Origin of the sequence: Thermomonospora umbrina, from assembly GCF_003386555.1 — a bacterium.
In the GTDB taxonomy this organism is placed as follows: Bacteria; Actinomycetota; Actinomycetes; order Streptosporangiales; family Streptosporangiaceae; genus Thermomonospora; species Thermomonospora umbrina.
In genome coordinates, this window is the sequence record NZ_QTTT01000001.1 from 231410 (window position 1) to 257565 (window position 26156).

21 protein-coding genes are annotated in these 26156 nt (G+C 74.6%); 15 read left to right on the forward strand and 6 right to left on the reverse strand.

The features are described from left to right. The first annotated feature begins 1 nt into the window (after window position 1). From DFJ69_RS01150 to kynU, 7 genes are all read left to right on the forward strand, one after another. Window positions 2-1432 (forward strand): lactate utilization protein B, encoded by a 1431-nt coding sequence (locus DFJ69_RS01150; protein ID WP_116020746.1) that lies wholly within the window; start codon window positions 2-4, stop codon window positions 1430-1432. Next, window positions 1429-2052 carry a LutC/YkgG family protein gene (locus tag DFJ69_RS01155; protein ID WP_116020747.1) on the forward strand — a complete coding sequence of 208 codons (624 nt, stop codon included), beginning with the start codon at window positions 1429-1431 and terminating at the stop codon, window positions 2050-2052. The genes DFJ69_RS01150 and DFJ69_RS01155 overlap by 4 nt, the downstream gene beginning before the upstream one ends. Before the next feature lie 55 nt (window positions 2053-2107). Then, a complete protein-coding gene (locus DFJ69_RS01160; protein WP_116020748.1) occupies window positions 2108-2785 on the forward strand; it encodes a protein-tyrosine phosphatase family protein in 678 nt (225 codons plus the stop codon). A gap of 118 nt (window positions 2786-2903) precedes the next feature. After that, window positions 2904-5783: an ATP-binding protein gene (locus DFJ69_RS01165; RefSeq protein WP_245973914.1), complete on the forward strand. Its 2880-nt coding sequence runs from the start codon at window positions 2904-2906 to the stop codon at window positions 5781-5783. Between the two features lie 151 nt (window positions 5784-5934). Continuing rightward, window positions 5935-7029, forward strand: coding sequence for an alpha/beta hydrolase (locus DFJ69_RS01170; protein WP_116020749.1), 1095 nt, complete (start codon window positions 5935-5937; stop codon window positions 7027-7029). A 1-nt stretch (window position 7030) separates the two neighbouring features. Continuing rightward, the gene (locus tag DFJ69_RS01175) at window positions 7031-9364 is read left to right on the forward strand and encodes a GMC oxidoreductase (RefSeq protein WP_116020750.1); all 2334 of its coding nucleotides are present in this window, start codon (window positions 7031-7033) and stop codon (window positions 9362-9364) included. A gap of 80 nt (window positions 9365-9444) precedes the next feature. Then, entirely contained in the window at window positions 9445-10689 is a 1245-nt protein-coding gene (gene kynU / locus DFJ69_RS01180) for a kynureninase (protein ID WP_116020751.1), read from the forward strand. A gap of 882 nt (window positions 10690-11571) precedes the next feature. Here kynU and DFJ69_RS01185 read toward each other — a convergent pair. Further along, window positions 11572-12270 (reverse strand): hypothetical protein, encoded by a 699-nt coding sequence (locus DFJ69_RS01185; protein WP_116026310.1) that lies wholly within the window; start codon window positions 12268-12270, stop codon window positions 11572-11574. A 291-nt stretch (window positions 12271-12561) separates the two neighbouring features. Between DFJ69_RS01185 and DFJ69_RS01190 the strand changes: the two genes are divergently transcribed. Both DFJ69_RS01190 and DFJ69_RS01195 read left to right on the forward strand, forming a co-directional pair. Continuing rightward, complete coding sequence (locus DFJ69_RS01190) at window positions 12562-13299, forward strand: nucleotidyl cyclase domain-containing protein (protein WP_211328471.1); 738 nt, start codon at window positions 12562-12564, stop codon at window positions 13297-13299. Between the two features lie 90 nt (window positions 13300-13389). Then, window positions 13390-13824 (forward strand): PPOX class F420-dependent oxidoreductase, encoded by a 435-nt coding sequence (locus DFJ69_RS01195; protein ID WP_116020752.1) that lies wholly within the window; start codon window positions 13390-13392, stop codon window positions 13822-13824. A 302-nt stretch (window positions 13825-14126) separates the two neighbouring features. Here the strand turns inward: DFJ69_RS01195 and hrpB are convergent, their stop codons facing one another. After that, window positions 14127-16697: an ATP-dependent helicase HrpB gene (hrpB, locus tag DFJ69_RS01200; RefSeq protein ID WP_116020753.1), complete on the reverse strand. Its 2571-nt coding sequence runs from the start codon at window positions 16695-16697 to the stop codon at window positions 14127-14129. Window positions 16698-16910: 213 nt separating this feature from the next. Between hrpB and DFJ69_RS01205 the strand changes: the two genes are divergently transcribed. Beyond that, window positions 16911-17678: a nuclease-related domain-containing protein gene (locus DFJ69_RS01205; RefSeq protein ID WP_116020754.1), complete on the forward strand. Its 768-nt coding sequence runs from the start codon at window positions 16911-16913 to the stop codon at window positions 17676-17678. Between the two features lie 46 nt (window positions 17679-17724). Here the strand turns inward: DFJ69_RS01205 and DFJ69_RS01210 are convergent, their stop codons facing one another. Beyond that, the gene (locus DFJ69_RS01210; protein ID WP_116020755.1) at window positions 17725-18135 is read right to left on the reverse strand and encodes a hypothetical protein; all 411 of its coding nucleotides are present in this window, start codon (window positions 18133-18135) and stop codon (window positions 17725-17727) included. Next, window positions 18128-18493, reverse strand: a complete 366-nt coding sequence (locus DFJ69_RS01215) for a hypothetical protein (protein ID WP_116020756.1) — start codon at window positions 18491-18493, stop codon at window positions 18128-18130. The genes DFJ69_RS01210 and DFJ69_RS01215 overlap by 8 nt, the downstream gene beginning before the upstream one ends. A 58-nt stretch (window positions 18494-18551) precedes the next feature. Between DFJ69_RS01215 and DFJ69_RS01220 the strand changes: the two genes are divergently transcribed. Beyond that, window positions 18552-19274, forward strand: coding sequence for a histidine phosphatase family protein (locus tag DFJ69_RS01220; RefSeq protein ID WP_116020757.1), 723 nt, complete (start codon window positions 18552-18554; stop codon window positions 19272-19274). A gap of 4 nt (window positions 19275-19278) precedes the next feature. On the opposite strand, the gene DFJ69_RS01225 is transcribed toward DFJ69_RS01220, so the two are convergent. Next, window positions 19279-20799, reverse strand: coding sequence for a helix-turn-helix domain-containing protein (locus tag DFJ69_RS01225; RefSeq protein ID WP_116020758.1), 1521 nt, complete (start codon window positions 20797-20799; stop codon window positions 19279-19281). A gap of 600 nt (window positions 20800-21399) precedes the next feature. Between DFJ69_RS01225 and DFJ69_RS01230 the strand changes: the two genes are divergently transcribed. From DFJ69_RS01230 to DFJ69_RS01240, 4 genes are all read left to right on the forward strand, one after another. Then, window positions 21400-21957: a hypothetical protein gene (locus DFJ69_RS01230; RefSeq protein ID WP_116020759.1), complete on the forward strand. Its 558-nt coding sequence runs from the start codon at window positions 21400-21402 to the stop codon at window positions 21955-21957. A gap of 82 nt (window positions 21958-22039) precedes the next feature. After that, window positions 22040-24136: a DUF6421 family protein gene (locus tag DFJ69_RS34795; RefSeq protein ID WP_211328472.1), complete on the forward strand. Its 2097-nt coding sequence runs from the start codon at window positions 22040-22042 to the stop codon at window positions 24134-24136. After that, window positions 24133-24810, forward strand: coding sequence for an SDR family NAD(P)-dependent oxidoreductase (locus tag DFJ69_RS01235; RefSeq protein WP_211328473.1), 678 nt, complete (start codon window positions 24133-24135; stop codon window positions 24808-24810). Before DFJ69_RS34795 ends, DFJ69_RS01235 begins: the two co-directional genes overlap by 4 nt. Beyond that, on the forward strand, window positions 24791-25843 hold the full coding sequence (locus DFJ69_RS01240) for a threonine aldolase family protein (protein WP_116020761.1): 1053 nt from the start codon (window positions 24791-24793) through the stop codon (window positions 25841-25843). The genes DFJ69_RS01235 and DFJ69_RS01240 overlap by 20 nt, the downstream gene beginning before the upstream one ends. 61 nt (window positions 25844-25904) lie before the next feature. Here DFJ69_RS01240 and DFJ69_RS01245 read toward each other — a convergent pair whose 3' ends face one another. Next, complete coding sequence (locus DFJ69_RS01245; RefSeq protein WP_116020762.1) at window positions 25905-26099, reverse strand: DUF5302 domain-containing protein; 195 nt, start codon at window positions 26097-26099, stop codon at window positions 25905-25907. Between the last annotated feature and the right edge of the window lie 57 nt (window positions 26100-26156).

Here is a 26156-nt window from a genome sequence, read left to right on the forward strand (position 1 = left end):
CATGCCCACCTACCTCGGGATGCCGCCGTTCCCGAAGGCCGCCCGGGACGCCGTCGCCGACCGACGGCTGCGCGCCAACCTCGCCCACGCCACCGGCACCATCCGCGACCGGAGACTCGCCGCCGTCGCCGAGCTGGACGACTGGGCGGCGCTGCGCGAGGCGGGCCGGCGCATCAAGGACCACACGCTCGAACACCTCGACCACTACCTGCGGCTGCTGGAGGAGAGGGTCACCGAGGCGGGCGGCGTCGTCCACTGGGCGCGGGACGCCGACGAGGCCAACCGGATCGTCGTCGACCTCGTCAAGGCCACCGGCCAGACCGAGGTCGTCAAGGTCAAGTCGATGGCCACCCAGGAGATCGGGCTGAACGAGGCGCTGGCCGCCGACGGCGTCACCGCGCACGAGACCGACCTCGCCGAGCTGATCGTGCAGCTCGGCGACGACCGGCCGTCGCACATCCTGGTCCCGGCGATCCACCGCAACCGCGCCGAGATCCGCGACCTGTTCCGCCGTCGGATGCCCGGCGCGCCGCCGGACCTGTCGGACGAGCCCGCCGAGCTGGCCGAAGCCGCGCGCCGCCATCTGCGCGCGAAGTTCCTGTCCGCCAGGGTCGCCGTCTCCGGCGTGAACTTCGCCGTCGCCGAGACCGGCACGCTGGTGGTGCTGGAGTCGGAGGGCAACGGCCGGATGTGCCTGACGCTCCCGGAGACCCTGATCTCCGTGATGGGCATCGAGAAGGTGCTGCCGGCCTGGCGCGACCTGGAGGTGTTCCTGCAACTGCTGCCGCGCTCGTCCACCGCCGAGCGGATGAACCCGTACACCAGCACCTGGACCGGCGTCACCCCCGGTGACGGGCCCGGCGACTTCCACCTGGTGCTGTTGGACAACGGCCGCACCGCCACCCTCGCCGACGAGGTGGGGCGGCAGGCGCTGCGCTGCATCCGCTGCTCGGCCTGCCTGAACGTGTGCCCGGTGTACGCGCGGGCCGGCGGTCACGCCTACGGGTCGCCCTATCCGGGGCCCATCGGCGCGATCCTGTCACCGCAGATCCGGGGCATCGGCTCGCCCGTGGACGCCTCGCTGCCGTACGCGTCCTCGTTGTGCGGGGCGTGCTTCGAGGCGTGCCCGGTGGCCATCGACCTCCCCGAGGTGCTCGTGCACCTGCGCGCGAGGGCTGTCGAGAACGGGCCCCGGCACCCGCTGGTCGACACCGCGATGGCGGCGGCGGGTTGGACGCTGCGCTCCCCCGGCCGGCTGGCGCTCGCGCAGCGCGTCGCCTCCTCGAGCCGCCGCCTCGTCGGGCGGCGCGGACGGATCCGCCGGCTGCCCGGCCCGCTGCGGGCGTGGACCGACACCCGTGACGCGCCCGTTCCGCCGCCGGAGTCGTTCCGCGCCTGGTGGAGGCGCACGGACGGAGGGCGCCGGCCATGAGCGGCGCACGCGAGGACATCCTCGGCCGCGTCGAGCGGATCCTCGGCACCCGCCCCACGTCGGCCGCCGAGGCGTATGCCGCGATCGAACGTCCCTACCGGCGGCGTCACCACGACGACGGCATCCTGGAGCTGTTCGCCGAACGCGTCGCCGACTACCGCGCCACGGTCCGCAGGGTCACCGAGGCCGGGCTGCCGGACGCCGTCGCCGACGCGCTGACCGGCTCCCGCCACGGGGTGCCCCCGGGGCTGCCCGCCGCGTGGCTCGCGGCGACGCCCCCGTCCCGGCTCGTCCACGACCCCGCCGTGGCCGACCTCGACGGCCTCGACGGCGTCGTCACCGGCTGCGCCGTCGCCATCGCCGAGACCGGCACCATCGTCCTCGACCACGGCCCGGCGCAGGGCGTCCGCGCCCTCGGGCTCGTGCCCGACCGCCACCTGGTCGTGGTCGCCGCCGGACAGGTCGCCGCCGACGTCCCCGAGGCGCTGGAACGACTCGACCCGGCACGTCCGCTGACGTTCGTGTCCGGGCCCTCGGCCACCAGCGACATCGAGCTGAACCGGGTGGAGGGCGTCCACGGTCCCCGCGTCCTGCACGTGCTCCTGGTCGTCGACGGGTGATCGATGGGCGATCGGCGGGCGGTCGGAACGCGCGCTCCGCGGTTATGCTCGATCGATGCCGCTGCAACGACAACGCCTCCTTCGGCGCCTGCCGGCATGGACGTTCGCGGGCGGCACGGGCGTGTACGCGCTGGCGTGGGTCACCGTGAGCGGCTCCATCCTCGGAATGTCCGCCGTCGCCCGCGTCGACGACTCCCTCGGCCACCGCACGCCGCTCCCCGGGGTCGGCAACTTCGCCCGGGTAGACGACCGCGTGCTGCGCGGGGCCGCGCCCTCCGCCGAGGGGTACCGGCGCCTGGCCGGGCTCGGCGTGGTCACGGTGGTCGACCTGCGCGCCGAACGACCGTCCGCCGCGCGGGCTGCACTGCCCGGGCGGGCGGGGCTCGCCGTGGTCGGACTGCCGATCCGGGACGGACAGCCCCCGTCGGCCGGGCAGGTCGACCGGTTCATGACGGTCGTGCACCGGGCGCGCGGGCGGGTGTTCGTCCACTGCGGCGCCGGTGTCGGCCGCACCGGTTCGATGGCCGCCGCGTACCTCGTCAGGACCGGCCAGGCGGACGCGCGCACCGCCACCCGCCGCAGCCTGGCCGTGGGGCCGCCCTCGTTGGAGCAGGTCGCGTTCATGCGGCGGCTCAACGGCGACCGGGTCCGCAGGCCGCCCGCGCCCGTGGTCGCGCTCAGCCGGCTCGCCGACTCCCCCCGCCGCTTCTGGTCCCGCCTGACGCATCCGTGACGACGGTCACCGATCCGCCGAAACCAACAGCGGTAATGTGTCGATCGCGATTCTTACGGATCGCCGTGGCACGCATAATCATGGCGTACCGACCGCCTGTCGCGTTGGGGTGTGGGCAGTGGAAGGTCGTGCGGACCGGTTGGACGGGGACCGGCACTCCGGTGCCCCCGGCGTCGCGCCGTTGATCGGACGGCGCGACCTGCTGCGTGCCCTCGACGGGGCCCTGGACGCCACGGCGGCCGGCGCGTTCCGGTTCGTGGTGTTGGAGGGCGAGCCCGGCGCGGGCAAGACGCGGCTGCTGTCGGAGCTGGTGGGCGCCGCCGCCGCCCGCAAGCTGCCCACGATGACGGGCCGCGCCGCCGAGTTCGAGCAGGACCTGCCGTTCGGCGTGGTCATCGACGCGCTCGACGACCACCTGGAGGAGTACGGCGCCGACCTCGGTCCGGCGGCGGCGCGGGTGCTCGGCACGGTGTTCCCGTCGATGCCCGCGGCCGGGGGCGACCCCGGGGCCGACGACCCGACCGACCTGACCGGGCTGGCCCGCTACCGGCTGTACCGGACGATCCGCCGGATGCTGGAGGAGGTGGCCGGCCCGTCCGGGCTGGTCCTCATCTTCGACGACGTGCACTGGGCCGACGACGCCTCCGTCGAGCTCCTGGACCACCTGGTCCGCCATCCGCCCCGGGCCCGCGTGCTGGTCGCCGTCGCCTACCGTCCCGCCCAGGCCACGCCCCGGCTGGCGACCCTGGTGGAGACCGCCGCCGCCCACGGCGTGCGCGTCCAGGTGGGGCCGCTGTCGAAGACGGAGGTCGCCGAGTTCCTCGGTCCGCAGTTCACCGGCCGCCGCCGCGACGCGCTGTACGCGGCCAGCGGCGGCAACCCGTTCTACCTGGAGGCGCTGGCCCGGATGGGCGACGCCCACGCCGCCGCGGTCGGGCGCCCCGGCGAGCACACCGACGACTCCGGAGAGCTGCCGCCCGCCGTCCAGGCGGCGCTGCAGGCGGAGCTGTCCGGCCTGCCGGGGCCGGCGCTGCTGGTGGCGCGCGCCGCCGCGGTGGCCGCCGACGAGTTCGAGCCCGCACTCGCCGCCGCCGCAGCCGAGATCCCGGAGAGCGCCGCGCTGGCCGCCCTCGACGAGCTGACGGCCCGCGACGTGGTGCGACCCGCGCCGGGCGGCCGGTTCCGGTTCCGTCACCCGCTGGTGCGGCACGCGACGTACGGGTCGGCCGCCGCCGGATGGCGCGTCGGCGTCCACGCCCGCGTCGCCCGGCACCTGGCCGAGCTGGGCGTCCCCGCGACCGTCCGCGCCCGACACGTCGAACGGTCGGGCCGGTTCGGCGACGAGGACGCGATCGCCACCCTGGTCGAGGCGGCCCGGACGGTGGCGCCGCACGCGCCCGGAACGGCGGCGCACTGGCTCAAGGCGGCGCTGGAGCTGATGCCCGACGGCTCCGCCCAGCGGATCGTGCTGTTGGGCGAGCTGGCCAAGATGCAGGCCATCAGCGGCCAGCTCGCCGAGGGCCGCGAGGCCGCCCGCGAGGTCCTGCGGCTGCTGCCCCACGACGCCCACGCCCTGCGCGCCCGCGCCACCCGCTTCTGCGCGATGATGGAACGGCTCCTCGGCAACCCGCAGGAGGCGCGCGGCCTGCTGCTGGCCGAGCTGCGCGCCATGCCCGACCCGCGTTCGGCCCCCGCGGTGATGCTGCGGCTGCGGCTGGTGGCCGAGAGCCTGATGCGGGTCGACTTCCGCGCCGCGCAGGCCGTGCTGGACCTCGTGCCCGACACGGCCGACGGCTGGGAGCCCGGCCTGACGGTGGCGGTCGCCGCGCTGCGCCCGATGCCCGCGTACGCCGACGGCCGCGTGGTCGACGCCCTCCGGCACGCCGAGGCCGCCGACCGGCTCATCTCCGCCGCCCCCGACGAGCACCTGGCCGAATGGCTGGACACCGTCACCTGGCTGTGCTGGACGGAGCTGTTCCTGGGCCGGTACCAGGACGGGCTCGACCGTCTCGACCGGGTGCTGGCGGTCGCCCGCGCCACCGGCCAGAGCTACATCGTGCCGACGGTGCTGGCCGGGCAGGCGCTGGCGTACTCGATGCTCGGTCGGCTCGGCGAGGCCGCCACCGCCGCCGAGGAGGCCGTCGCCGTCTCCGGGATGCTGCGCTCGGACCAGACGATGGTGTTCGCGCTCACCCAGCGGTGCCTGGTGGCGGGCTGGACGGGCGCCGAGGAGGACGCGCTGGCCTGCGGCGAGGCGGCGGTCCGCACCAGCGGCCGCAGCGGCGAGTGGTGGGGCAGCCTGGCGCGGTACGCGCACGCGATGGCCATGGTCGACGCCGGCGACACCGACAACGGCGTCGCCCTGCTGCGGGAGGTGTGCGCCGAGGACGGCGGCCTCGACCAGAGCACCATGCTGCGGGCCTGCGAGGCCCTGGCCGGCATCGAGGCCGCCCGCGGCGCCGTCGACGAGGCCGCCCACTGGGCGGCGCGCGCCGAGCAGGTCGCCCACCCGGTGCTGCCCGCCAACCTGGCGTTGGCGGGGCTCGCCCGCGCGCACGCCCTGCGCGCCACCGACCCGGCCGTCGCCGCCGAGCACGCCCGGCAGGCCGCCGACGAGCTCGAGGCCGCCGGACACCGCCTGGACGCCGGCCGCGCCCGGCTGCGGGCCGGCACCGCCGCCGCCGAGATCTTCGAGGCCGCCGGGGCCCGCCCGCTGCACGCCCGGGCGCTGCGCGAACAGCGCCGCGTCGGCGTCCGGGTCCCCTCCGGCGGAGGCCGCTCGGGAGGCCGCGGCGCCGGGCCCGGCGGGCTGTCCCGCCGCGAGCTGGAGGTGGCCCGACTGGTCGTGGAGGGCTGCACCAACCAGCAGATCGCCGAGCGGCTCTACCTCAGCATCCGGACGGTGGAGACGCACCTGTCCCACATCTTCGCCAAGCTCGGCGTCAACTCCCGCGTCGCCGTCGTCAACGCCCTCCAGCAGAGCGCTACCGAACGGTAGGCCCCGCGCCGCCGTCTCAGGGATCAGTCACTACGTAGGACGCGTGGAAGTCAGGGTTTGCCACGATGTCCCGCGTACGCAGCCGACGAGATAGTCGATCTCGGTTGCCCGGCACCCACACCGCGCCGGGCGCATCCCAGGAGGACGACCGATGAGCAACCGCATCCCGCGGTTCACGCACGACGGCGTGAAGGGCGCGGACATCTCCGCGCACCCCTTCGCGACTGAGGACGGCCTCGGCCTGAACCTCACCCGGTTCCACCGGGCCGACTGTGACGACGTCGTGCTCCTGGTCCACGGGCTGACTCTGGCGAGCGACATGTTCATCATGCCCGAGCACCGCAACCTGGTGTCGTACCTCCTCGACGAGGGCTTCACCGACGTGTGGGCCGTGGACTTCCGGATGAGCAACCGGTTCCCCTACGACATGGAGACCCACCGGTTCACCCTGGACGACTGCGCCCTGTACGACCATCCGGCCGCGCTCGCCGAGCTGCGCCGCCACATCGGCGACCGGCGGGTCCACGTCATCGCGCACTGCCTCGGCTCGGTGTCGTTCATGATGAGCCTCTACGGGGGGGCTCTCGATGGCGTCACCAGCGTGATCGCCAACAGCGTGGCCCTGGTGCCCCGGGTGCCGCTGTGGTCGAAGTACAAGCTGGGCTACGGGCCGGCGCTGGCCGAGTACCTGCTCGGGTTCTCCTTCCTCGACCCGCGCTTCGGTGACGCGCCCGTCCTCACCCGCGGCTGGCTGCTGTCGCGGTTCCTGTCGGTGTTCCACCGCGAGTGCGACGTCCGGGCCTGCCACCTGCTCAGCTTCATGTGGGGCAGCGGCAGACCCGCGCTGTACGACCACCACAACCTGGACGATGCCACCCACGAGCGCATCGCCGACCTCTGCGGGGGCGTCGGCGTGCACTACTACCGGCACGTCCACAAGATGGTGGAGGCGGGGCGGGCGGTGAAGTACGACCCCAAGGACGGTCGCTTCACCGCCCTGCCGGACGACTACCTCGCGAACGCCGCCGACATCCGCACCCCGGTGCTGATGCTGGGCGGCGACCGGAACCGGGTGTTCGCCGACTCCAACGTCGTCTGTCATCGGCGGCTGGAGGAGGCGGCCCCGGGGCTGCACGAGTTCGCCGCGCTGCCGGGCTACGGTCACATGGACCCGTTCCTGGGCAGGGACGCCCACGCCGACGTCTTCCCCAAGATGGTGGACTTCATCAAGCGGAAGGCGTGCTGACATGACCGAGCACGTGGACGCGGTCGTCGTCGGGTCCGGCTTCGGCGGCTCGGTGGCCGCCTACCGCCTCGCCGAGGCGGGTCGGTCGGTGGTGCTCTTGGAACGGGGCAAGGCGTACGCGCCGGGCGAGTTCCCGCGCGGGCCCAGGGAGCTCGGCCGAGCGTTCTGGGATCCGAGCGCGGGCCTGTACGGCATGTTCGACGTGTGGTCGTTCAAGGGCTGCGACTCGGTGGTGTCGGCGGGCCTCGGGGGAGGCTCGCTGATCTACGCCAACGTGCTGCTGCGCAAGGACGAGCGCTGGTTCGTCAACGAGCGCCCGGAGCCCGACGGAGGGCACGAGCCCTGGCCCGTGACACGGGCCGACCTCGACCCGCACTACGACGTGGTCGAGCGGATGCTGGGGGCGACACCGTATCCGCTCCACCACCCCGCCTACGCCGACACCCCCAAGACGCACGCCATGCAGGACGCGGCGGCCGAACTGGGCCTGGACTGGTTCCTGCCGCCGCTGGCGGTCGGCTTCGCGCCCTCGCCCGGGGCCGAGCCGGGCATCGGGCTGCCCATCGCCGAGCCCGAGTACGGCAACCTCCACGGCGTGCCGCGCCGCACCTGCCGACTGTGCGCCGAGTGCGACTTCGGATGCAACGACGGCGCCAAGAACAGCCTCGACCACACCTACCTGTCGGCGGCCCGGCACCACGGCGCCGACCTGCGCACCGGCCACGAGGCGCTGGAGATCAGGCCCCGCGCCGCCGGCGGCTACGAGGTCGACTACGTCCACCACGACGTCACCGCCGAGGGCCCGTCCCGCTCTTCGAGGCGGACCATCACCTGCGACCGGCTGGTGCTGGCGGCCGGCACCTACGGCACCGCCTACCTGCTGCTGCGCTCCCGCCGCCACCTGACGGGGCTCGGCCCGGCGCTGGGCACGCGCTTCTGCGGCAACGGCGACCTGCTGACCTTCCTGCTCAAGGCCAAGGACCGCGACCGCCTTCGGCCGCTGGACGCCGCCCGCGGCCCGGTGATCACCTCGGCGATCCGGCTGCCCGACGAGGTCGACGGCGACCCCGCCGGCGATCGGGGCCTGCGCGGCGCCTACATCCAGGACGGCGGCTACCCCGGGCTGGTCGACTGGATGGTGCAGGGCGCGGACGTGGGCGACCAGATCGCCCGGGCCGCCCGGTTCGTCTGGGAGCGGTTCGTCGACTTCTTCGCCGACGCCCCCGACACCAACCTGTCGGCCGAGCTGTCGGAACTGATCGGGGACGGCGCGCTGTCGATCAGCTCGCTGCCGCTCCTCGGGATGGGCCGCGACACCCCCGACGGGGTGCTGCGGCTGCGGGACGGCCGGCTGGACGCCGAGTGGACCACCGAGACCAGCGAGGCCCACTTCGAGCGGCTCCGCAAGACCATGCAGCGGATCGCCGACGTCCTCGGCGCCGACTACGCCGACAACCCCATGTGGTTCCGCAAGCGGATCGTCACCGTCCACCCCCTCGGCGGCGCTCCGATGGGGAGGCACCAGGCCGAGGGCGTTTGCGACCCCTACGGCGAGGTCTTCGGCCACCCCGGGCTGTACATCGCCGACGGCGCCGCCATGCCGGGCCCCGTCGGGCCGAACCCCTCGCTGACCATCGCCGCCCTCGCCGACCGGATGGCGACCCGACTCCTGGAGGCGGGCCCCGGCCCGGTCGTCGCCGTGGCCGCGGGCTCCCCCGCCTCGCCCTCGGCGGAGCCCGACACCACCTCGCTGTCGTTCACCGAGGAGATGAAGGGCCACTGGTCGCCGGACGTCGACGACCCGCGCGCCGGTGAGCTGGGCGACGCCCGCGAGCGGCTGGCCTTCCGTCTCACCATCACCGCGGACGACGTGGACCGCTTCCTGACCGACCCCGAGCACTCCGCCCGCGCCGAGGGATGGATCGACGTCCCCGCCCTCGGCGGCCGCCGCCCCGTGCTGCACGGCCGGTTCGACCTGTTCGCCCCGGCCGGCGCGCCCAACCGGCGGACCATGAAGTACCGCCTGCACTTCACCGACGGGGACGGCGCGCCGCTGACCCTCGTCGGCCGCAAGAGCGTCCTGCACGGTCCGCCCACCCGGATCTGGCCCGACACCTCCACCCTCTTCCTGCGGGTGCTGGAGGGCCATCTGGACGAGGAGGACGACGAGTCGGCCCGGGTCGTGGGCGCCGGGGTGCTCCACATCCATCTGGCCGACTTCGCCGAGCAGCTCACCACCTTCCGGACCCGTGGTCCCGGCGGGGCGGCGACGCTGGCCCGGTTCGGCAGGTTCTTCGTCGGGGAGCTGTGGGAGGTCTACGGCCCCGAGGAATGAACCTCCCCCTTGATCGTGGGACGCGAAGGAACTGCGGGGTGCCTTCGCGTCCCACCCTTTTCCGGGGAACACTGATCCCCATGACCGTTCTCTCCCGCGCCGAGTGCGCCGCCCTGGACGCCGCCGACCCGCTGGCGGACCTGCGCGCGGAGTTCGCGCTGCCGGACGGCGTGATCTACCTGGACGGGAACTCGCTGGGCGCGCTCCCCCGCCGGACCTCCGAACGGGTCCGCGACACGATCGAACGGCAGTGGGGCGAACGGCTCATCCGCAGTTGGAACGAGGCCGGCTGGTGGGACCTGCCCACCACGCTCGGCGACCGCCTCGCACGCCTGCTCGGCGCCGCGCCCGGCCAGGTGGCGGTCTGCGACTCCACCTCGGTCAACCTCTTCAAGGTCCTCACGGCCGCGCTGCGGATGCGCCCCGGCCGCACCGCCGTCGTGGCCGAGTCCGGGAGCTTCCCCACCGACCTCTACATCGCCGAGGGCGTCGCGGGGGCCGTCGGCGGCGTGGACCGTCGGCTGGTCTCCGACGCGTCCGAACTGCCCGGGGCCCTCGGGGACGACGTCGCCGTGGTGCTGCTCAACCATGTCGACTACCGCACCGGGCGGCTCCACGACATGGCGGCGGTGACGAGGCTGATCCACGACCACGGGGCGCTGGCGGTCTGGGACCTGTGCCACTCCGCCGGGGCGCTCCCGATCGAGCTGGACGCCTGCGGGGTCGACTTCGCGGTCGGATGCGGCTACAAGTACCTCAACGGCGGCCCCGGCGCGCCCGCGTTCGTCTATGCCGCCGCCCGCCACCTCGGCGCGGTGGAGCAGCCCCTGTCCGGCTGGTGGGGGCACGCCGAGCCCTTCGCGTTCGAGACCGGGTACGCCCCCGCCCCGGGGATCCGCCGCTTCCTCACCGGCTCCCAGCCGATCATCGGCGGCACCGCCCTGGCGGCCTCCCTGGACGTGTGGGACCGCGTGGACATGACCGCATTGCGCGCCAAGAGCCTGGCCCTGACCGACCTCTTCATGCGGCGCGCCGAGCAGGCGGGCCTAGACACCGTCACCCCCCGCGAACCGGAACGCCGCGGCAGCCAGGTCGCCCTTCGAGTACGAACCGGCGATCCCGGCGACGGCTACGCCATCGTCCAGGCGCTCATCGACCGCGACGTCATCGGCGACTTCCGCGCCCCCGACATCATGCGCTTCGGCTTCACCCCCCTCTACCTGCGATACGTGGACGTCTGGGACGCCGCCGACGCCCTCACCGACGTCCTCACCACCGAACCGTGGAAGGACGACCGCTACACCACCCGCAACCCGATCACCTGACGACGCCCCGCCCCGCTACGCAGACAAGCCCCATGCGCGACGACACGTCATCCGACCGCAGCGTCATGCCCCTGACCACGCCCTCACCCCAAGCGCGCTGCGGACCCCGCCCACGCCCCGCGCGACCCGGTCAGGCGGCGCCCCGCCCCCAAACCACACCGCCTCCGAAGCGGTAAAGGCTGGTGTCGGCGGGGACTCGGTCAAGCCGGGCCTCCGTGCCCCTCGGACGTCACCGCCACCCAAGCGTTGTGGGCTGATGCGGGCGCAGGGCTCGGCCAGGCGGTAGGCCCGTGCTTTCGGCGTCCTCGCCTTGAGACGTGGCGTGGGCGGTGGGGTGGGGCTCGGACAGGCTGCGGCCCCGTGCCCTCAAGCGTCATCGCCACCCAAGCGTTGTGGGCCGATGCGGGCGCGGCCTCGGCCAGGCGGTGGGCCCATGCTTTCGGTGTCCTCGCCCCTGGGATGTGGTGTGGGCGGTGGGCTCTGTCAGAGGGTGGCCCGTGCACTCGGGCGACACCGTCGCCGAAGCGCCTTGGGCCGGTGTGAGCCGGAGGCTCGGTGAGGTGGCAGCGGCCCGTGCCCGGGCGTCGCCGCCACCCGAGCGTTCACGCTGAGGTGGGGGTGGGGCTCGGCCAGGCGGCGGGCCCATGCTTTCGGCGTCCTGTGGGCGGTGCCTCTGTCAGAGGGTGGCCCGTGCCCTCGAGCGTCATCGCCACCGAAGCGTTGGGGGTCGGTGTGAGCTGGGGGCTCGGTCAGGTGGCGGCGGCCCGGGCGCCGCCGCCGCCGAAGTGTTGTGGGCTGGTGTGGGCCGGGTCTTGGACAGGCGGTGGGCCCGTGCTTTCGGTGTCTTCGACCCTGGGGCGTGGTGTGGGGGGTGGGGCTCGGTCAGGTGGCGGCTGTGGTGCGGTGGCGGGCCAGGGGGGCTGCGGGGTAGGCGTCCTCGGGGAGGCGGGGGGCGGTCTCCAGGGCGGTGCGGATGCGGGTGGCCGCGGCGGCGGGGGCGACTTGTTGGACCGAGCAGAGCTCCGCTTGGACGGCCTTGCGGGCGTCGGCCATCAGGCCGGCGACGTCGCCGACGAGGACGATCTCGCTGGGCCCGTCCTGCATCAGGCGTACGGCGAGCGCGTGGTGCGGGGCGGACGACTCGGGGCCGTACCGGAACTCCAGGACCAGGCGGTCGCCGTCCAAGGGGCCCTCCTGGATGAGCCAGGCGGGGCCGGGCGTGACGCGGCCGAGGTCGGGGGCCCAGGGGGGTCCCGGGGCGGCGTCGAGGGTCGCGGCGGCCTTGGCCGCGGCGCGGCGGGCCCACTCGGGGCCGATCGCGGCGATCGCCAGGAGGAACGCGCGGGCGCCGGGCGTGCCGGCCCGGTGCAGGACGGCGATGAGGTCGCCCATCGCGAGCCGGTGGCCGGCGGTGTGCGGGGCGGCGGACTCCAGCGCGCCGAGTTGGGTGGAGGCCCACAGCTCGGCCTGCAACGCGTCGGGCAGTCCGGGGAGCCCGTCGGCGGCCCGCACGTACGCCCGGTAGACCTCGCGGAGCGCCGGAAGGGCCAGATCGGGGCCGGTATCGGTGTGGTTGGGCACCGGCACAGGGTAGTCGACGGGGCCGCCCGACCGGGGGCCTTTACGTTGTAGATCACAAGATGTCGCGCCGGGGCCTTGGTCGTTGGAGGCTGGCTTACTTGTTCGCTAGGTCTTTCTTACCGTGAGTCCCCGCGGAGTGCTCCCGCGTCATACCGGCATCAGCACTCACACAGGGGAAGGGACGGTGGACGACCCCTCGAAGGGGTCCCGTCAGCACACTCACTCCGCCACTGGAGCGAATGCGGGCACCCGGCCCGGATTTGCCGACGAGGACCGAAAAGAGGGCCGACCATGAACGAACTGGCTCACGACCTGACCGACGACCCGCGCCGCGAGTCCGCGGAGCGGGACGACCAGCTCGTCTACCGGCTGCTCCTGGCCACCGACATCCAGGGCTACAGCCGGCGCGACGCGCGCGAGCAGCTCCGCGCCCAGCGGGACCTGTCGCAGGTCCTGGACCGCGCGGCGACCGGGGCCGGCCTCGACCGGCGCCGCTGGGACAAGCAGGTCGGCGGGGACGGCGAGCTGGCCCTGCTGCCCGAGGACGCCGACCCGGCGCCGGTGGTGGGCGACTTCCCGCTGCTGCTGGCGGCCGGGCTGCGCGCCCTCAACCGGGAGCGCCCAGGTCGGGCCCGGCTGCGGGTCCGGCTGGCGGTCCACCACGGGACGCTGGCCGCCGGTCCCTTCGGGCCGGCCGGCGACGCGCCGATCGTGGTCCAGCGGCTGCTCGACGCCGGCCCGCTGCGCCGGCTGCTCGCCGACCAGCCCGAGCGCGACATCGCGTACATGGTGTCGGAGTCGCTGTACGACGACGTCGTGCGGACCGGCTTCACCCGCATGGTCCCCGGCGACTTCCAGCCCATCCGGGTCACGGCCAAGGGTGCGACGTTCCGGGGGCACATCCATACCGGGGACCCGGAGACGTTCGCCGATCTGGGCGACCTGCACGACCGGGCGACCGACCCGTCCGACCCGTCCGAGTTGTCCGACCTGCCGGCGCTGATCCCCCCGCAGCGGCGGCGCCGGTGACCTGGCCGCCGACCGAGGGCCGGGAACGCCCGGCCGCGTCCGCGGGTTGACCTGTCACAGGACCCAACCCGCGGACACCGGAGGTCGGCCATGGCCAACGATCACGACGCCACACTGGAGAAGCTGCTGCTCGACCGCGACCTGGGGGTGCTGGCCACGCTCGGCCGCGACGGCCGCCCCCAGCTCTCCAACATCAACTTCCACTACGACCCGGACCGCTCCCTGGTCCGGATCTCGATCGTCGAGAACTCGGCCAAGGCCCGCAACCTGGCCCGTGACCCGCGGGCGAGCCTGCACGTGACGACGCCGGACGGCTGGTCCTTCGTCGTCGCCGAGGGCACCGCCGAGCTCACACCGGTCGCCGCCGCCCGCGACGACGCCACGGTCGAGGAGCTGATCGACGTCTACCGCTCCATCGTCGGCGACCACCCGGACTGGGACGACTACCGTCGCGCCATGGTCGAGGACCGCCGCCTGGTCATCCGCCTCCGCGTCGAGCGCCTCTACGGCCGCCCGGCCGCCTGACCCGCACGCCCGACTCCCAAGAGCTCCAGCCGCCACACCAACACGGACACCTCGCCGGGTCCTGCCTCGCGGCCGAACGAAAACCGCCGCACCACCCGAACGCACCGCAGGGCTCGGCTATGGGTGCCGCACGAGGGCCGCCGGGGCCGGCCTCCAAGCCAAGCGGGCACTGACCGCCGCGCCGCTGGTGCCGCGCGAGGGCCGCCGGGGCCGGCCTCGCGGGCCAAGCGGCACTGACCGCCGCGCCGCGTGGACAACGCGTGGTGTCCGGCCGTTCGGTTGGCGGCGGACGCCGTGTGGGGTCAGCGGCGGGGTTTGACGCGGCGGGTGGGGGCCGCCGCGGGCGGGTCCTCGGGCCAGGGATGACGGGGGTAGCGGCCGCGCAGCTCGGCGCGTACGGCGCGGTAGCCGTCGCGCCAGAACGACGCCAGGTCGGCCGTGACGGCGGCGGGGCGGCCGGCCGGCGACAGCAGGTGCACGACCAGCGGCACCCGGCCGCCCGCCAGACGGGGGGCGGCCTCCCAGCCGAACAGCTCCTGGAGTTTCACCGCGAGGACGGGCCGGTCGCCGCCGTAGTCGATGCGGACCCGCGAACCGGACGGCACCTCGATCCGCTCGGGGGCGAGGTCGTCGAGCCGGGCGGCGCACTCCCAGGGCGGCAGCCTCCGCAGCGCGGCGGCCACGTCGAGGCGGGCGAGGTCGGCGCGGCACCGGAGCCCCCGCACCCAGTCCGCCGCGTGGGCCGTCAGGGCCGGGTCGGCCACGTCCGGCCACGGATCGCCGAGGGCCCCTCGGAGGAACGACAGCCGCTCGCGGAGCGCGACGGCCTGCGGGGTCCAGGTGAGCAGGGCGAGGCCCTCGCGGCGCAGACCGTCCAGCAACGCGGCGGCGACCGCCTCGGGGTCGGGGTCGCGCAGCGGCGCGGACGACAGTTCGACGGCGCCGAGCCGTGCCGTCCGGCGGGCCGCCACGTCGCCGTCGCGCCAGGTCACCTCGTCGGTCTCGGTGAGCAGCGGGCCGGCGGCGAGCCGGGCGATGTCCTCGTCGACGACCACCGCCTGCCGGATCCGGGCGGAGGCCGAGCCGGTGGGGCGGTCGGCCACGGCGATCGCGAGCCACTCCGGCCGCGCCGTCGAGAGCCGTGAGCCCTCGGCGAGTTCGGCCCCGGTCCCGGACGCCATCAACAGCCCTCGGGTCCCACGGGCGCGCGCGACCCGTTCGGGGAAGGCCAGCGCGACGACCGTGCCCACGGCGGCCTCGTCCGTCCGGCCCGCGCCGCGACCGTCGAAGGCTTCGCGCGACCCGCGATTCGCACCGCCCGAACCCGTCGCGGCGGGTTCGCCGAGCGCCTTGCGCAGGCGCCGGGTCTCCTGTCGCCAGCGGTCGGCGTGCCCGGCGTCGCGTCCGCCCGTCCGGACCTCGCGGAGCACCTCGGCGAGATCGTCGCCGACGCCCGGCGGGAGCGGCTCGGACAGCAGCGCCACGACCTCGGCCGCCGTCCGCGCCCCCACCAGATCCGCGCCGTCGAGGAGGGCCCGCGCCAGTCGGGGGTGAACGCCGATGCCCGCCATCCGACGGCCCCGTCCGGTGGCGCGCCCGTCGCCGTCGACCGCGCCGATCGCGGTGAGCGCCGTACGGGCGGCGCGCAGGGCGGCCCGCGGCGGCGGGTCGAGCAGACCGAGGCCGGTCGCGTCGGGGTCGCCCCAGCAGGCGATCTGCAGCGCGAACGCGGTGAGGTCGGCGAGCTCGATCTCCGGTCGGGGCCGTTCGGGCAGCCGTTCGTGCTCGGCGGCGGTCCAGCAGCGGTACACGGCGCCGGGCCCCTGGCGTCCGGCGCGTCCCGCCCGCTGCTCGGCGGCGGCGCGCGAGGCCCGGACGGTGGTGAGCGCGCTCAGGCCCCGGGCGTGGTCGGTGCGGGGCTCGCGCGCCAGCCCGGAGTCGACGACGACGCGGACACCGGGCACGGTGAGACTGGACTCGGCCACGGAGGTGGCCAGCACCACCCGCCGCCGGTCGGCGGGGGCCAGCACCGCGTCCTGGACGGCCGTTCCGGCGCGGCCGTGGACCTCCAGGAGGTCGGCCGCGTCGCCGAGGTCGCGCAGCAGGCCGGCGACCCTGGCGATCTCGCCCACGCCCGGCAGGAAGCACAAGACGTCGCCGTCGCGTTCCGCCAGCGCCCGGCGCACGGTGGCCGCGACGTGCCGCAGCAGTTCCGGGGCCACGCGCATGCCGTGCGGGGGCGGCGGCGGGCGCTCCGGCGGGGCCCAGACGACCTCCACGGGATGGATCTCGGCGGCCGTCTCGACGACCGGCCCCCGCAGGAGCCCCGCCCACGGCTCGGTGTCGGCGGTGGCCGAGGCGGCGACCAGCCGCAGGTCGGGCCGCAGCGCCGCCCGCACGTCCAGCAGGAAGGCCATCGCGGTGTCGGCGTCGAGGTGGCGCTCGTGGCACTCGTCCAGCAGGACCGCGTCGATCCCGGCCAGCTCGGGGTCGTGCTGCAGGCGGCGGAGCAGGACACCGGTGGTCACCACCTCGATGAGGGAGCCCCGGCGGTGTTCGCCCCGGACGGCGAAGCCGATCCGCCCGCCGACCCGTTCGCCCAGCAGCCAGGCCATCCGGCGGGCCGCCGCCCGCACGGCCGGTCTGCGCGGCTCGACGACCAGCACCCGGCGCTCGCCCGACGGGCCGCCGGGGACCTCCGCAAGCGCCCCCGCCAGCGCGAGCGGGACCAGGGTGGTCTTGCCGGTGCCCGGCGGAGCGGCGAGCACGGCGGCCCCGTGCTCGGCCAGCGCCGCGTGGAGGGCGGGGATCGCGGCGCGGACGGGCAGCCGCTCGGAGGCGGCGGGCACCGGGCGGGCGCGATGATCGGGCATCCCCCCAGTGTGCCGCTCCGCGGGCACGGGGCCGAAACCGCCCCGAACCGGTTGCAGTGACAGTTGCACCGCTTATTTCAATTGTCCTTTCACACCACCATTGGGAACGTTCTTTCTTTTCCGACTCACTTCCATAACCGGGGGTGCGATTATGCCCAACGCACGGGTATGCAGATAATGGCTGCGCAACCGCAGGTGCGACGGAGGTGGCCGATGATCGGCAGCTCGATCTACACACGGGGCAGGGACGCCTTCACGGGCGGTTCCCCGCAGGCCGTGTTCGAGGAGCTGTGGCTCCGGGACCGCAAGTCCAGGCTGCGCACCCGCGCCATCGTCGCCGGGGTCGCCCTCGTCGCCGGCGGTTATCTCCTGTCCCCCGTGGCGGGCGTGGTGCTGGCCGCCGTCGCGGGCGGCGCGGACGCGCTGACGCATTGGTGGCGTTACCGTTCCGCCGGGGTCTGGCGCAGGGGGCTGCGCGGCGAGGAGCAGATGGCCCGGCTGCTGCGCTGGACGCTGGAGCGCCGCGGCCACCGAGTGCTGCACCAACGCGTCGTCCCCGGCCACGACACCCTCGACCAACTGCTGATCGGCCCGCACGGCGTCTGGCTGATCGACAACCAGGCGTGGCACCCCGAGACCGAGCTGACCGAGTACGGCGGCCGGCTGTTCATCGACGACCGGACGCCCTCGCCGCTGATCAAGCGGCTGACCGGGGCCGCCCGGTCGGTGGCCGACGTCCTGAGCGAGCGCATGGGCACCGAGATCACCGTGTCGCCCCTGCTGGTGGTGCACGGCGGCAGGATCCGCGGCCGACGTCGCTCGTTCACCGCCGACGGCATCACGGTGCTGCGCCCCTCCGAGGTGCCGCGCCTCCCGTCCCGTCACCCGACCGCCGAGCTGAGCCCCAAGATGGTGGAGGCGATCATGCGCGAGGCCATCCTCGCCCTCCCCATCGGCGGCCGGACGATGACGGACGACTGACCAGCCGGTCCGGGGGTCCCCCCCGCTCCCGGACCGGCCTCTCCCCTCAGGGGGAGGCGGGTGTCGTTCCGCTTCCGGTGCGCCGGAGCCACAGCAGGCCGACGATCGGCAGCACCAGCGGGACGAAGAGGTACCCGCGCCCGAAGCCGGACCACACCGTCTCGTCCGGGAACGAGTCCGGGTCCGCCAGCGAGTACGCGCCGATCAGCAGGACCCCGACGAGCTCCACCGAGCACGCCGTCAGGGCGACCCGACGGGAGGCGCGCCCGCCCTTCGCCAAAGCCGCCGTGGCCAGCACGTACACCGCCGCGGCCAGCGCCGACAGCAGGTAGGCGACGGGCGCCTCGTCGAACCGCGTGGCGATCTGCACGCCCGCGCGCGCCCCGGCGGCCAGGGCGAACACCCCGTACACGGCCACCAGCAGCCGCCCCGGGCCGCCCCCGGTGGTCTCAGACAACGGTGCCGTCCCAGATCTGCCCCATCCGCACGATCATGACCGCCACCGACAGGCCGGCGACGACGATGACGGCCGGTCCCCAGCGGGAGCGCTCCAGCACGCCCCAGCCCGCTCCGGCGGGCGGGATGAGCAGGACGCCGAGCAGGTAGCCCACGAAGGTGGCGCCGTCGGCGGGGCCCTCGTCGCCGCCCACCTTCACCAGGCCCAGCACCGCCTGGACCAGCAGCAGCACTTCGAGGACGCCCAGGCCCGCCAGGTGCAGGCCGTCCATGCGACGGTCGCGCAGAGCCGCGAACAGGCCGTACGCGGCGACCACGAGCGCGGCCACGATGATCGCGGTGGCCAGGGGGTCGGTCATGCGTCCTGAGAGTACTACCGCCCGTAGAGGATCCCGTGCGGGACCGGAACGTGCGATCATGTCGGGCGTGCGGAACCTCGAGTCCCTCATCCTGACCCGGCACGGGGAGAGCGTCGGCAACGTCGCCCACCAGGTGGCGCGGGAGGCCCTCGGGGACCCGACCGAGCGGGTCGACATCCCCGAGCGCGACGCCGACGTCCCCCTGTCCGAACGCGGCCGGCTGCAGGCCGCCGCGCTCGGCCGCCGGCTCGCCGCGCTGCCCCCGGACGAGCGCCCGACCGCCGTGGTCGCGTCCCCGTACCTCCGGGCCCTGGACACCGCAACGATCGCGTTGACCGCGCTCGCCCACCCGCCCCGGCTGGAGATCGACGAGCGGTTCCGCGACCGGGAGACCGGGGTGCTGCACGGGTTGACGGCGCACGGCGTCCGGGTCCGGTATCCCGAGGAGGACGAGCGCAGGGCGCGCCTGGGCAAGTACTACTACCGGCCGCCCGGCGGCGAGTCGTGGGCCGACGTGCTCCTGCGGCTGCGCAGCGCCTACAACGACCTCGACCTGGACCACCCGGGCGAACGGGTGCTGGTGGTGGCGCACGACGTGGTCGTGGTCCTCACCCGGCACATCGCCGAACGGCTGTCGGAGGCCGAGGCGATGGAGGTCGAGCGGACTCCGGTGGGCAACTGCTCGTTCACCCGCTGGGTCCGGCGGGGCGGTCTGCTGCGGCCCGCCGAGTACAACGACACCGCGCACCTGTCCGAGCCCGCCGAGAGCGCCGCCCCGTGAAGGGCTAGAAGTCCTCGGCCAGCACGCGGTGCGCGCGGGAGAGCGCGACCACGCGGCGCGAGTCGCCGGGCGGGAGGATCGCCGCCAGCCTCTGGAGCACCTCCAGGTCGTCCTGACCGAGCGGGGTCTCGGCGTACGCCCACAGGGCCTCGGGGTCGCCGCGGTCCAGCAGTTGGCGGCGCAGCCGGACGGCCAGCTCATCGCGTTCGGCCCGCAGGACGGGCGACTCCGAGAGCGGCAGCAGCTCGCCCTGGTGGAGTCGGACCGCCTGGCGCAGGTCGGCGGCGCGCCCCCCGGCCAGCAGCCTGCGCACCAGCAGGAAGTCGGCGTCGAGCTCGCAGTCCAGCCGGTAGGGCTTGGCGGGGAGCAGCCCGCCGAGCTGGGCGCGCAGCCGGTGGATCTCGGCCCGGATGGTCACCGGGTTGCCCTCGTCCCCGTACAGCATCGCGGAGAGGCGGTCGGCGTTGAGCCCCCGGGGGTTGAGCGCCAGCAGGGCGAGGATCTCGGCGTGGCGCTGGGACAGCGCGAGCGGGCGGCCGTCCAGCAGCGCGTACGGGGCGGCGGCCCCCAGCAGGCACAGGGTCAGCAGCGGGCGATCGCCGTCGCGGCGGGCCGGGCCGGGGTCGCGGAGCAGGAAGACCTCGCCGAGCGGCTCGGCGACGGCCGGACGCCCGTCGGGCAGCACCAGCCGGGCGCCCGCCGCGGGGACGGCGAACCGGAGGCCCCGCCAGTCGCCGGTGGTGGCGGCCAGCACCCGGCCGGTGGCGGTGACCAGGACGGCGGCCCGGTCCCCGGGGCCTCGCAGGTGCCGCAGGTAGCGTTCGCGCAGGGCCTCGTCGCGCCGGTGCATGTCCAGCTCCAGCCGGGACTCGGCGAGCCGGGCCGCCGTGCCGACGAGGGCGACGCTGGCGGGGTGCAGGGCGTCCACGGTGGCGCTGAGGTCGATGCAGCCGATCACCCGTCCGGTGTCGGGGTCGGTGACTGGCGCGCCCGCGCACGACCAGCCGCGCAGGGCGTGCACCATGTGCTCGGCGGAGTAGACGTACTCGGGTCGGCCCAGGGCGAGGGCGGTGCCGATGCCGTTGGTGCCGACGGAGCTTTCCGACCAGCAAAAGCCCTCGAGCAGGCCGACCTCGGCGGCGGCCCGGCGCAGCGGCGGCGGGCCCTCGCTCCACAGCGCGTGCCCCTCGGCGTCGGTGATCACCATGAGCTGGGCGGACTCGTCGGCGGCCCGGCCCAGCAGGGCGCGGAGCATCGGCAGGTGGCGGTCGAGGGGGTGGGCGGCGCGGGCGTCGGCGACGACGTCGGTGTCGAACACCAGGGGCGCGGTCTCGGTCTCGACGCCGACCCCGGCCTCCCAGGAGCGCCGCCAGGAGTCGCAGATCGCGGCGCGGGCGGCCCCGTCGCCCGGCGCGGTCACGGCGGCGGGATCGAGGGCCGCCTCGTGGGCCGCCGTCAGCGCGCCGATGAGCTCCTTGGGGTCCCGGCAGGTGTGCGGCTCGGGAACCACGGGTCGTCGGGCCATCCCTCTCCTCCACCGGCGCGCCGCCGCGCGGTGGGCGTTCCCGGCCGCGACGCCGACAGTTCAGTAGCTCTCGGTCACGAGCATCGAACACCGCGTGACCATGCGCAAGCGGTTCGGCCGTTTCGATCTACCTGGGCTTTGACACTCCTTGTGCTGGGCAGGGTGCAACGTGCATGCAACGTTGCGCGGCATAGCGTGGTGTTCCGTCGGGGGGAACGGCCGGGCCAGGGCCCTCGGGGAGGGGGACCTGGCACGGCCGCCCGCCCCCCGGCGTTCCGAGGAGGGGGAACCCACGGTGTTGTGCCTGACCTGTCGACGAGTGCGGCCGGCGCGCGATCCGGCCGAGTACACCAGGGCCCGTGCGGAGTTGATCACCCGGCACGGGCTGTGCGTGTGCACCCACACCGGCCGTTCGACGCCGCCCCGTCAGGGGTCGCTGCCGGCCCCGGCCCGATAACCGGCGCGGGCCGCCGGGCCGCCCGGACATTTCCGGCCGGCGGGAACCCGCCGAGGACGCGCCCCGTCTCATGGGTCGTTCGCTTAGGGTGTATGTCATCCCTTTGTCGCGCGAAATTCACCCTTGAGACGCCTGGAGCGCCGATGCCCCTGTTCCTCCCGAACCTGGCCCGGCGCGCGGTCGGGGAGGCCGAGCGCCTGCTGTCGTCCGTGCTGGCCCCGGTGCGGGATCACGGGGCCGCGGTCGCGCGGCTGCGGGAGGACGTCGCCGAGCAGCGCGGGCGGGCCGACCGGCTGGAGCGCCGGCTGGCCGAGCAGGCCGAGGAGCTGGCGGCGGCGCGGCGGCAGATCGACTCCCTGGTGGAGCAGCTCAACGGGCGGCTGCTGCCGGGCATCGACGAGCGCATCCACGAGACCGAGCGGGACCTGACCCGGCTGGCCACCCGGCTGCTGCGGGCCGGGCAGGACGCGGCGCGCCAGCAGTCGCTGCTGGCCGCGGTGGAGCAGCGCGCCGGCGACCTGCGGGACCGGGTCGGACGTCTGGAGGAGCGCACGGGGATCTGGCGGGAGCTGCAGGCCAACGTGGCGCGGCTCGGCGAGGACCTGGACACGGTGCGCGCCCGGATGACGCGCCCGCGCGAGGCGGCGGAGGCCGGGGAGCTCGGCGGCAACGGCCGGAACGGCCACGAGGTGCACCCCTGAGCGCATCACGCAGCAAAATCTACGTCGATAGAGTCGATATACCGTAATATCTCCACAGTCGATCAGGTTGTGGAGGTGTGGCATGCGCGACTTCGCCCGCGTGGTGTTCGACGAGGCGCATCGGGAGTCCTGGAGCATCCGCCGCGAGACGGTCGCGGCGATGAACCCCGGCCATCCCGCCGACAGCGGCTATCTGCGGGCCGCCGCGCTGCTGCGCCGGCGCGGCCACGAGATCGAGCCGCACGTCGCGGGGCCGCTGGACGCGACGGCGCTGGCCGGTCGTGACGTGCTGGTGATCGCCCATCCCGCCGAGGACCGCTGGGAGCGCACCACCGGCGTGGGCGACCCGGTGCTGTCGGCCGAGGAGCTCGACACCGTCGAGGCGCACGTCCGGGCGGGCGGCGGCCTGGTCGTGCTCGCCGAGTGCGAGCAGGACAAGTACGGCAGCAACCTGGACGAGCTGCTCGGGCGGTTCGGCGTGGGCGTGGTGAACACGATGGTCACCGACCCGTCGGCCGCCCACCGGGACGTGGCCGCCTGGGTGATGGCCGAGGCCGTCCGCGACCCCGACGCCCCCGAGGACCTGTTGGCCGGGGTCCGGGCGGCGTGCTTCTACCGGGCCGGGGCGCTGACCCTCGACCCGTCCTCCGAGGACGAGGCGCGGGTCCTGCTGCGCTCCTCCCCCACCGCCGACCCGGCGGGCGCCCCGCTGGCGGTCGCGGTGCGGGCGGGCCGGGGCAGGGTGGTCGTCCTGGCCGACTCCGACCTGTTCGGCGACGACTCCATCGACGACCACGACCAGGCCGTGCTCTGGACCAACGTGGTGACGTGGGCCGCCGGGGAGCCCGTGGCGGCGGAGTCCGGCCACGAGTCCCCCGCCGCCGCGCATCCCGCCTGGCCCGCGCTCAAGGAGGCGGTCGAGGAGCTGCGCACGCTGCAGGCGGCGGACGGCTCCGTGGAGCCCGCGCGGCAGGAGACGGCGCGGGCGCTGGCCGGCCGGATCGACGGACACGTCGGCGGGCTGGCCCCGCTGTTCCCGCACGACGCCGCGTATCTGGAGGCCGTCCGGGCGGACCTGGCGCGCTGGGCGGACGGCGGCTTCGGCGTGCCGGACTTCCTGGACTCGCTGAACGCCTTCCAGCCCCAGCTCCGCCGCGAGGACGGGCTCGAGCACCTGGTGCTCTTCCCGATGTACACCCAGAACGGCAATCCCGACCGCAATCTCGAGGCGGTGCTGCTGCGGGTGGTCTGGCCCGACCGGGTCGCCGAGTTGGAACGATCCCGGTACGACAACCCGATGTTCGTGCCGGTGGCCTTCACCGACTTCACCTCCGGCTACGACACCAACTCCGCGGTGCTGTTCCCCGAGACCGTCGCGGTGCGGGAGGTGCCGTCCGGGTTCACGTGGGGTGCGATCTTCTGCGACCGGGAGGCGGCCCGGTTCCGTCGGGTGGGCCGCGCGGCCGCCGACACGCTGCGGCTGTCGCTGCCGCCGGACGCCGCCCGGCTGATCGGCGGGCGGGACCTGGCGCGCGAGACCTTCGTGATGTGGGACCTGATCCACGACCGCACGCACGGCCGCGGCGACCTGCCGTTCGACCCGTTCATGATCAAGCAGCGGATGCCGTACTGGCTGTACGCCCTGGAGGAGCTGCGCTGCGACCTGACCACGTACCGGGAGTGCGTGGGGCTGGAGGGCGAGGGGGTGCCGCACGCGCCGTCGGTGCGGTACGCGATCCTGTTCGACCGGCTGTTCCGGTTTCCGATCACGGGCGAGCGGGTGCGCAACTACGACGGGCTCGGCGGCCAACTGCTGTTCTCGTACCTGCACAAGAACGACGTGCTGCGATGGACCGACAACCGGCTGAGCGTGGACTGGGCGCGGGTGGACGCCGCCGTGATCGACCTGTGCGAGGAGATCGAGAAGCTGTACCGCGACAGCATCGACCGTCCCAAGCTCGCGCACTGGCTGGCGGCCCACGACCTGATATCACGGTATGTGGAGCCGCATCCGGCCTCGGTGTGGGCCAAGGGCGTGGACGCGCTTCCGGCGGGCGGTCCGCCGAAGGCGTGGACGGACGCCGTGCTGCCGGACGAGTTCCCGCTGAGCATGTTCTACGAGGCGCTGCGCAGGAGGCTCGCCGACGTGATCGCATCGACGAAGGGGATCCGCGAGTGAGGGACAGAGTGATCGTGGTCGCCGGGGCGGGCGGGCCCGCCGGGCGCGCCGCCGTCCATCGGCTGTCGGCGGCGGGGGCGACGGTGGTCGCCGCCGACGTGCGGCCCGTGGACTGGGACCTTCCGGGCGTGCACGGGGCCGAGGTGGACCTGCTGGACGCCGACGGCACCCGGGCGTGGGCCGAGCGGGTGGCGGCCGATCACGGCCGCGTCGACGGGCTGGTGCACCTGGTGGGCGGCTGGCGCGGCGGCAGGACGTTCGCCGGGACCGACCTCGCCGACTGGGCGTTCCTGCACGACCTGCTGATCCGCACCCTGCAGCACACCACGCTGGCGTTCGCCGAGCCGCTCGCGCAGGCCGCGGACGGCCGCGTCGTCATCGTGTCGCAGTCGGGCGCGCGGCACCCGACGCAGGGCAACGCCGCCTACGCCACCGCCAAGGCCGCCGCCGAGGCGTGGACGCTGGCCCTGGCCGACTCCTTCGAGGGCACCGGGGCCGCCGCCACGATCCTGGTGGTCAAGGCGCTGCTGACCGACGCCATGCGCGCGGAGCGTCCCGACGCCGCCTTCACCGGCTTCACCCATGTCGACGACCTCGCCGACGTCATCGCGGGCCTGTGGGACCGGCCCACCGCGGAACTGAACGGGAAAAGGCTTGATCTCACGACTGCATGACCCCTCCGAACGCGGGTTCGCCAGCGACAACTACGCGGGCGTCCACCCGGAGATCCTCTCGGCGATCGCCGTCGCCAACGAGGGCCACCAGCCCGCCTATGGGGCGGACGTGTACACCGCCCGGCTCCAGGAGGTGTTCCAGCGGCACTTCGGCGAGACGGCGCGGGCGTATCCGGTGTTCAACGGCACCGGGGCCAACGTGATCGGCCTGCAGTCCATGACCGACCGGTGGTCGGCGGTGGTCTGCGCGGCGACCGCGCACATCAACGTGGACGAGTGCGGGGCCCCCGAGAAGGTCGCCGGGCTCAAGCTGCTCGGCGTGCCGACGCCGGACGGCCGGCTCACCCCCGAGCTGATCGACCGGGAGGCGTGGGGCTGGGGCGACGAGCACCGGGCGCAGCCCAAGGTCGTCTCGATCACCCAGTCGACCGAGCTGGGCACCCTCTACACCGCCGAGGAGATCGCGGCGATCTGCGCGCACGCCCATGAGCGGGGCATGCTGGTGCACCTCGACGGGTCCCGGCTGGCCAACGCCGCCGCCGCGCTCGACCTGCCGCTGCGGGCGTTCACGGCCGACGTGGGGGTGGACGTCCTGTCGTTCGGCGGCACCAAGAACGGCCTGCTGCTGGGCGAGGCCGTCGTCGTACTGAACCCGGACGCGGTGCGCGGCCCGGTCTTCCTGCGCAAGGCGGCGATGCAACTGTCGTCCAAGATGCGCTTCGTGTCGGCGCAGTTCCTGGCGCTGCTCGAGGGCGATCTCTGGCTGCGCAACGCCTCCCACTCCAACGCCATGGCGCGCCGGCTCGCGGAGGCGGTGCGGACCGTTCCCGGGGTGGAGATCGTTCGGCCGGTCCAGGCGAACGCGGTGTTCGCGATGATCCCCCCGGATGTGGCCGGGCGGCTGCGCAAGCGGTTCCGCTTCTACACGTGGGACGAGCGCACCGGTGAGGTCCGCTGGATGTGCTCGTTCGACACCACGGAGGAGGACGTGGACGCGTTCGCCGCCGCCCTCGCCGAGGAGATGCGGGCCTAGAGAAAGAGAAGAGGGGCGGGGGCACCGGTCGGTGTCCCCGCCCCTCGGGCGATGTGCCCGGTCAGCCGCTCTTGCGGCGGAAGGTGCGCTGGCCCTTGGCCGGGCCGTGGGCCCCTCCGTGCACCTTCGACGGGTTCTTCCCGCCCGATCCGCCGCCGCCGTCGCTGGGCGCGCCCTGTTTGCGCTCCAGCGCCTCGCGGAACTTGGCCTTCATGTCGTCCTTGGAGCCTTCCGGCTCCGTTGCCTTGTCGGCCATGGGGACCTCCTGCTCTCGGTCGGACTCCTACAGCCTCGCATGCCTCCGAATGGTCCG

Coding starts and splice junctions, on each gene's coding strand:
- DFJ69_RS01150 (WP_116020746.1), top strand. CDS start 2: ATGCCCACCTACCTCGGGATGCCGCCGTTCCCGAAGGCCGCCCGGGAC.
- DFJ69_RS01155 (WP_116020747.1), top strand. CDS start 1,429: ATGAGCGGCGCACGCGAGGACATCCTCGGCCGCGTCGAGCGGATCCTC.
- DFJ69_RS01160 (WP_116020748.1), top strand. CDS start 2,108: ATGCCGCTGCAACGACAACGCCTCCTTCGGCGCCTGCCGGCATGGACG.
- DFJ69_RS01170 (WP_116020749.1), top strand. CDS start 5,935: ATGAGCAACCGCATCCCGCGGTTCACGCACGACGGCGTGAAGGGCGCG.
- DFJ69_RS01175 (WP_116020750.1), top strand. CDS start 7,031: ATGACCGAGCACGTGGACGCGGTCGTCGTCGGGTCCGGCTTCGGCGGC.
- kynU (WP_116020751.1), top strand. CDS start 9,445: ATGACCGTTCTCTCCCGCGCCGAGTGCGCCGCCCTGGACGCCGCCGAC.
- DFJ69_RS01190 (WP_211328471.1), top strand. CDS start 12,562: ATGAACGAACTGGCTCACGACCTGACCGACGACCCGCGCCGCGAGTCC.
- DFJ69_RS01195 (WP_116020752.1), top strand. CDS start 13,390: ATGGCCAACGATCACGACGCCACACTGGAGAAGCTGCTGCTCGACCGC.
- hrpB (WP_116020753.1), bottom strand. CDS start 16,697: ATGCCCGATCATCGCGCCCGCCCGGTGCCCGCCGCCTCCGAGCGGCTG.
- DFJ69_RS01205 (WP_116020754.1), top strand. CDS start 16,911: ATGATCGGCAGCTCGATCTACACACGGGGCAGGGACGCCTTCACGGGC.
- DFJ69_RS01215 (WP_116020756.1), bottom strand. CDS start 18,493: ATGACCGACCCCCTGGCCACCGCGATCATCGTGGCCGCGCTCGTGGTC.
- DFJ69_RS01220 (WP_116020757.1), top strand. CDS start 18,552: ATGTCGGGCGTGCGGAACCTCGAGTCCCTCATCCTGACCCGGCACGGG.
- DFJ69_RS01225 (WP_116020758.1), bottom strand. CDS start 20,799: ATGGCCCGACGACCCGTGGTTCCCGAGCCGCACACCTGCCGGGACCCC.
- DFJ69_RS01230 (WP_116020759.1), top strand. CDS start 21,400: ATGCCCCTGTTCCTCCCGAACCTGGCCCGGCGCGCGGTCGGGGAGGCC.
- DFJ69_RS34795 (WP_211328472.1), top strand. CDS start 22,040: ATGCGCGACTTCGCCCGCGTGGTGTTCGACGAGGCGCATCGGGAGTCC.
- DFJ69_RS01245 (WP_116020762.1), bottom strand. CDS start 26,099: ATGGCCGACAAGGCAACGGAGCCGGAAGGCTCCAAGGACGACATGAAG.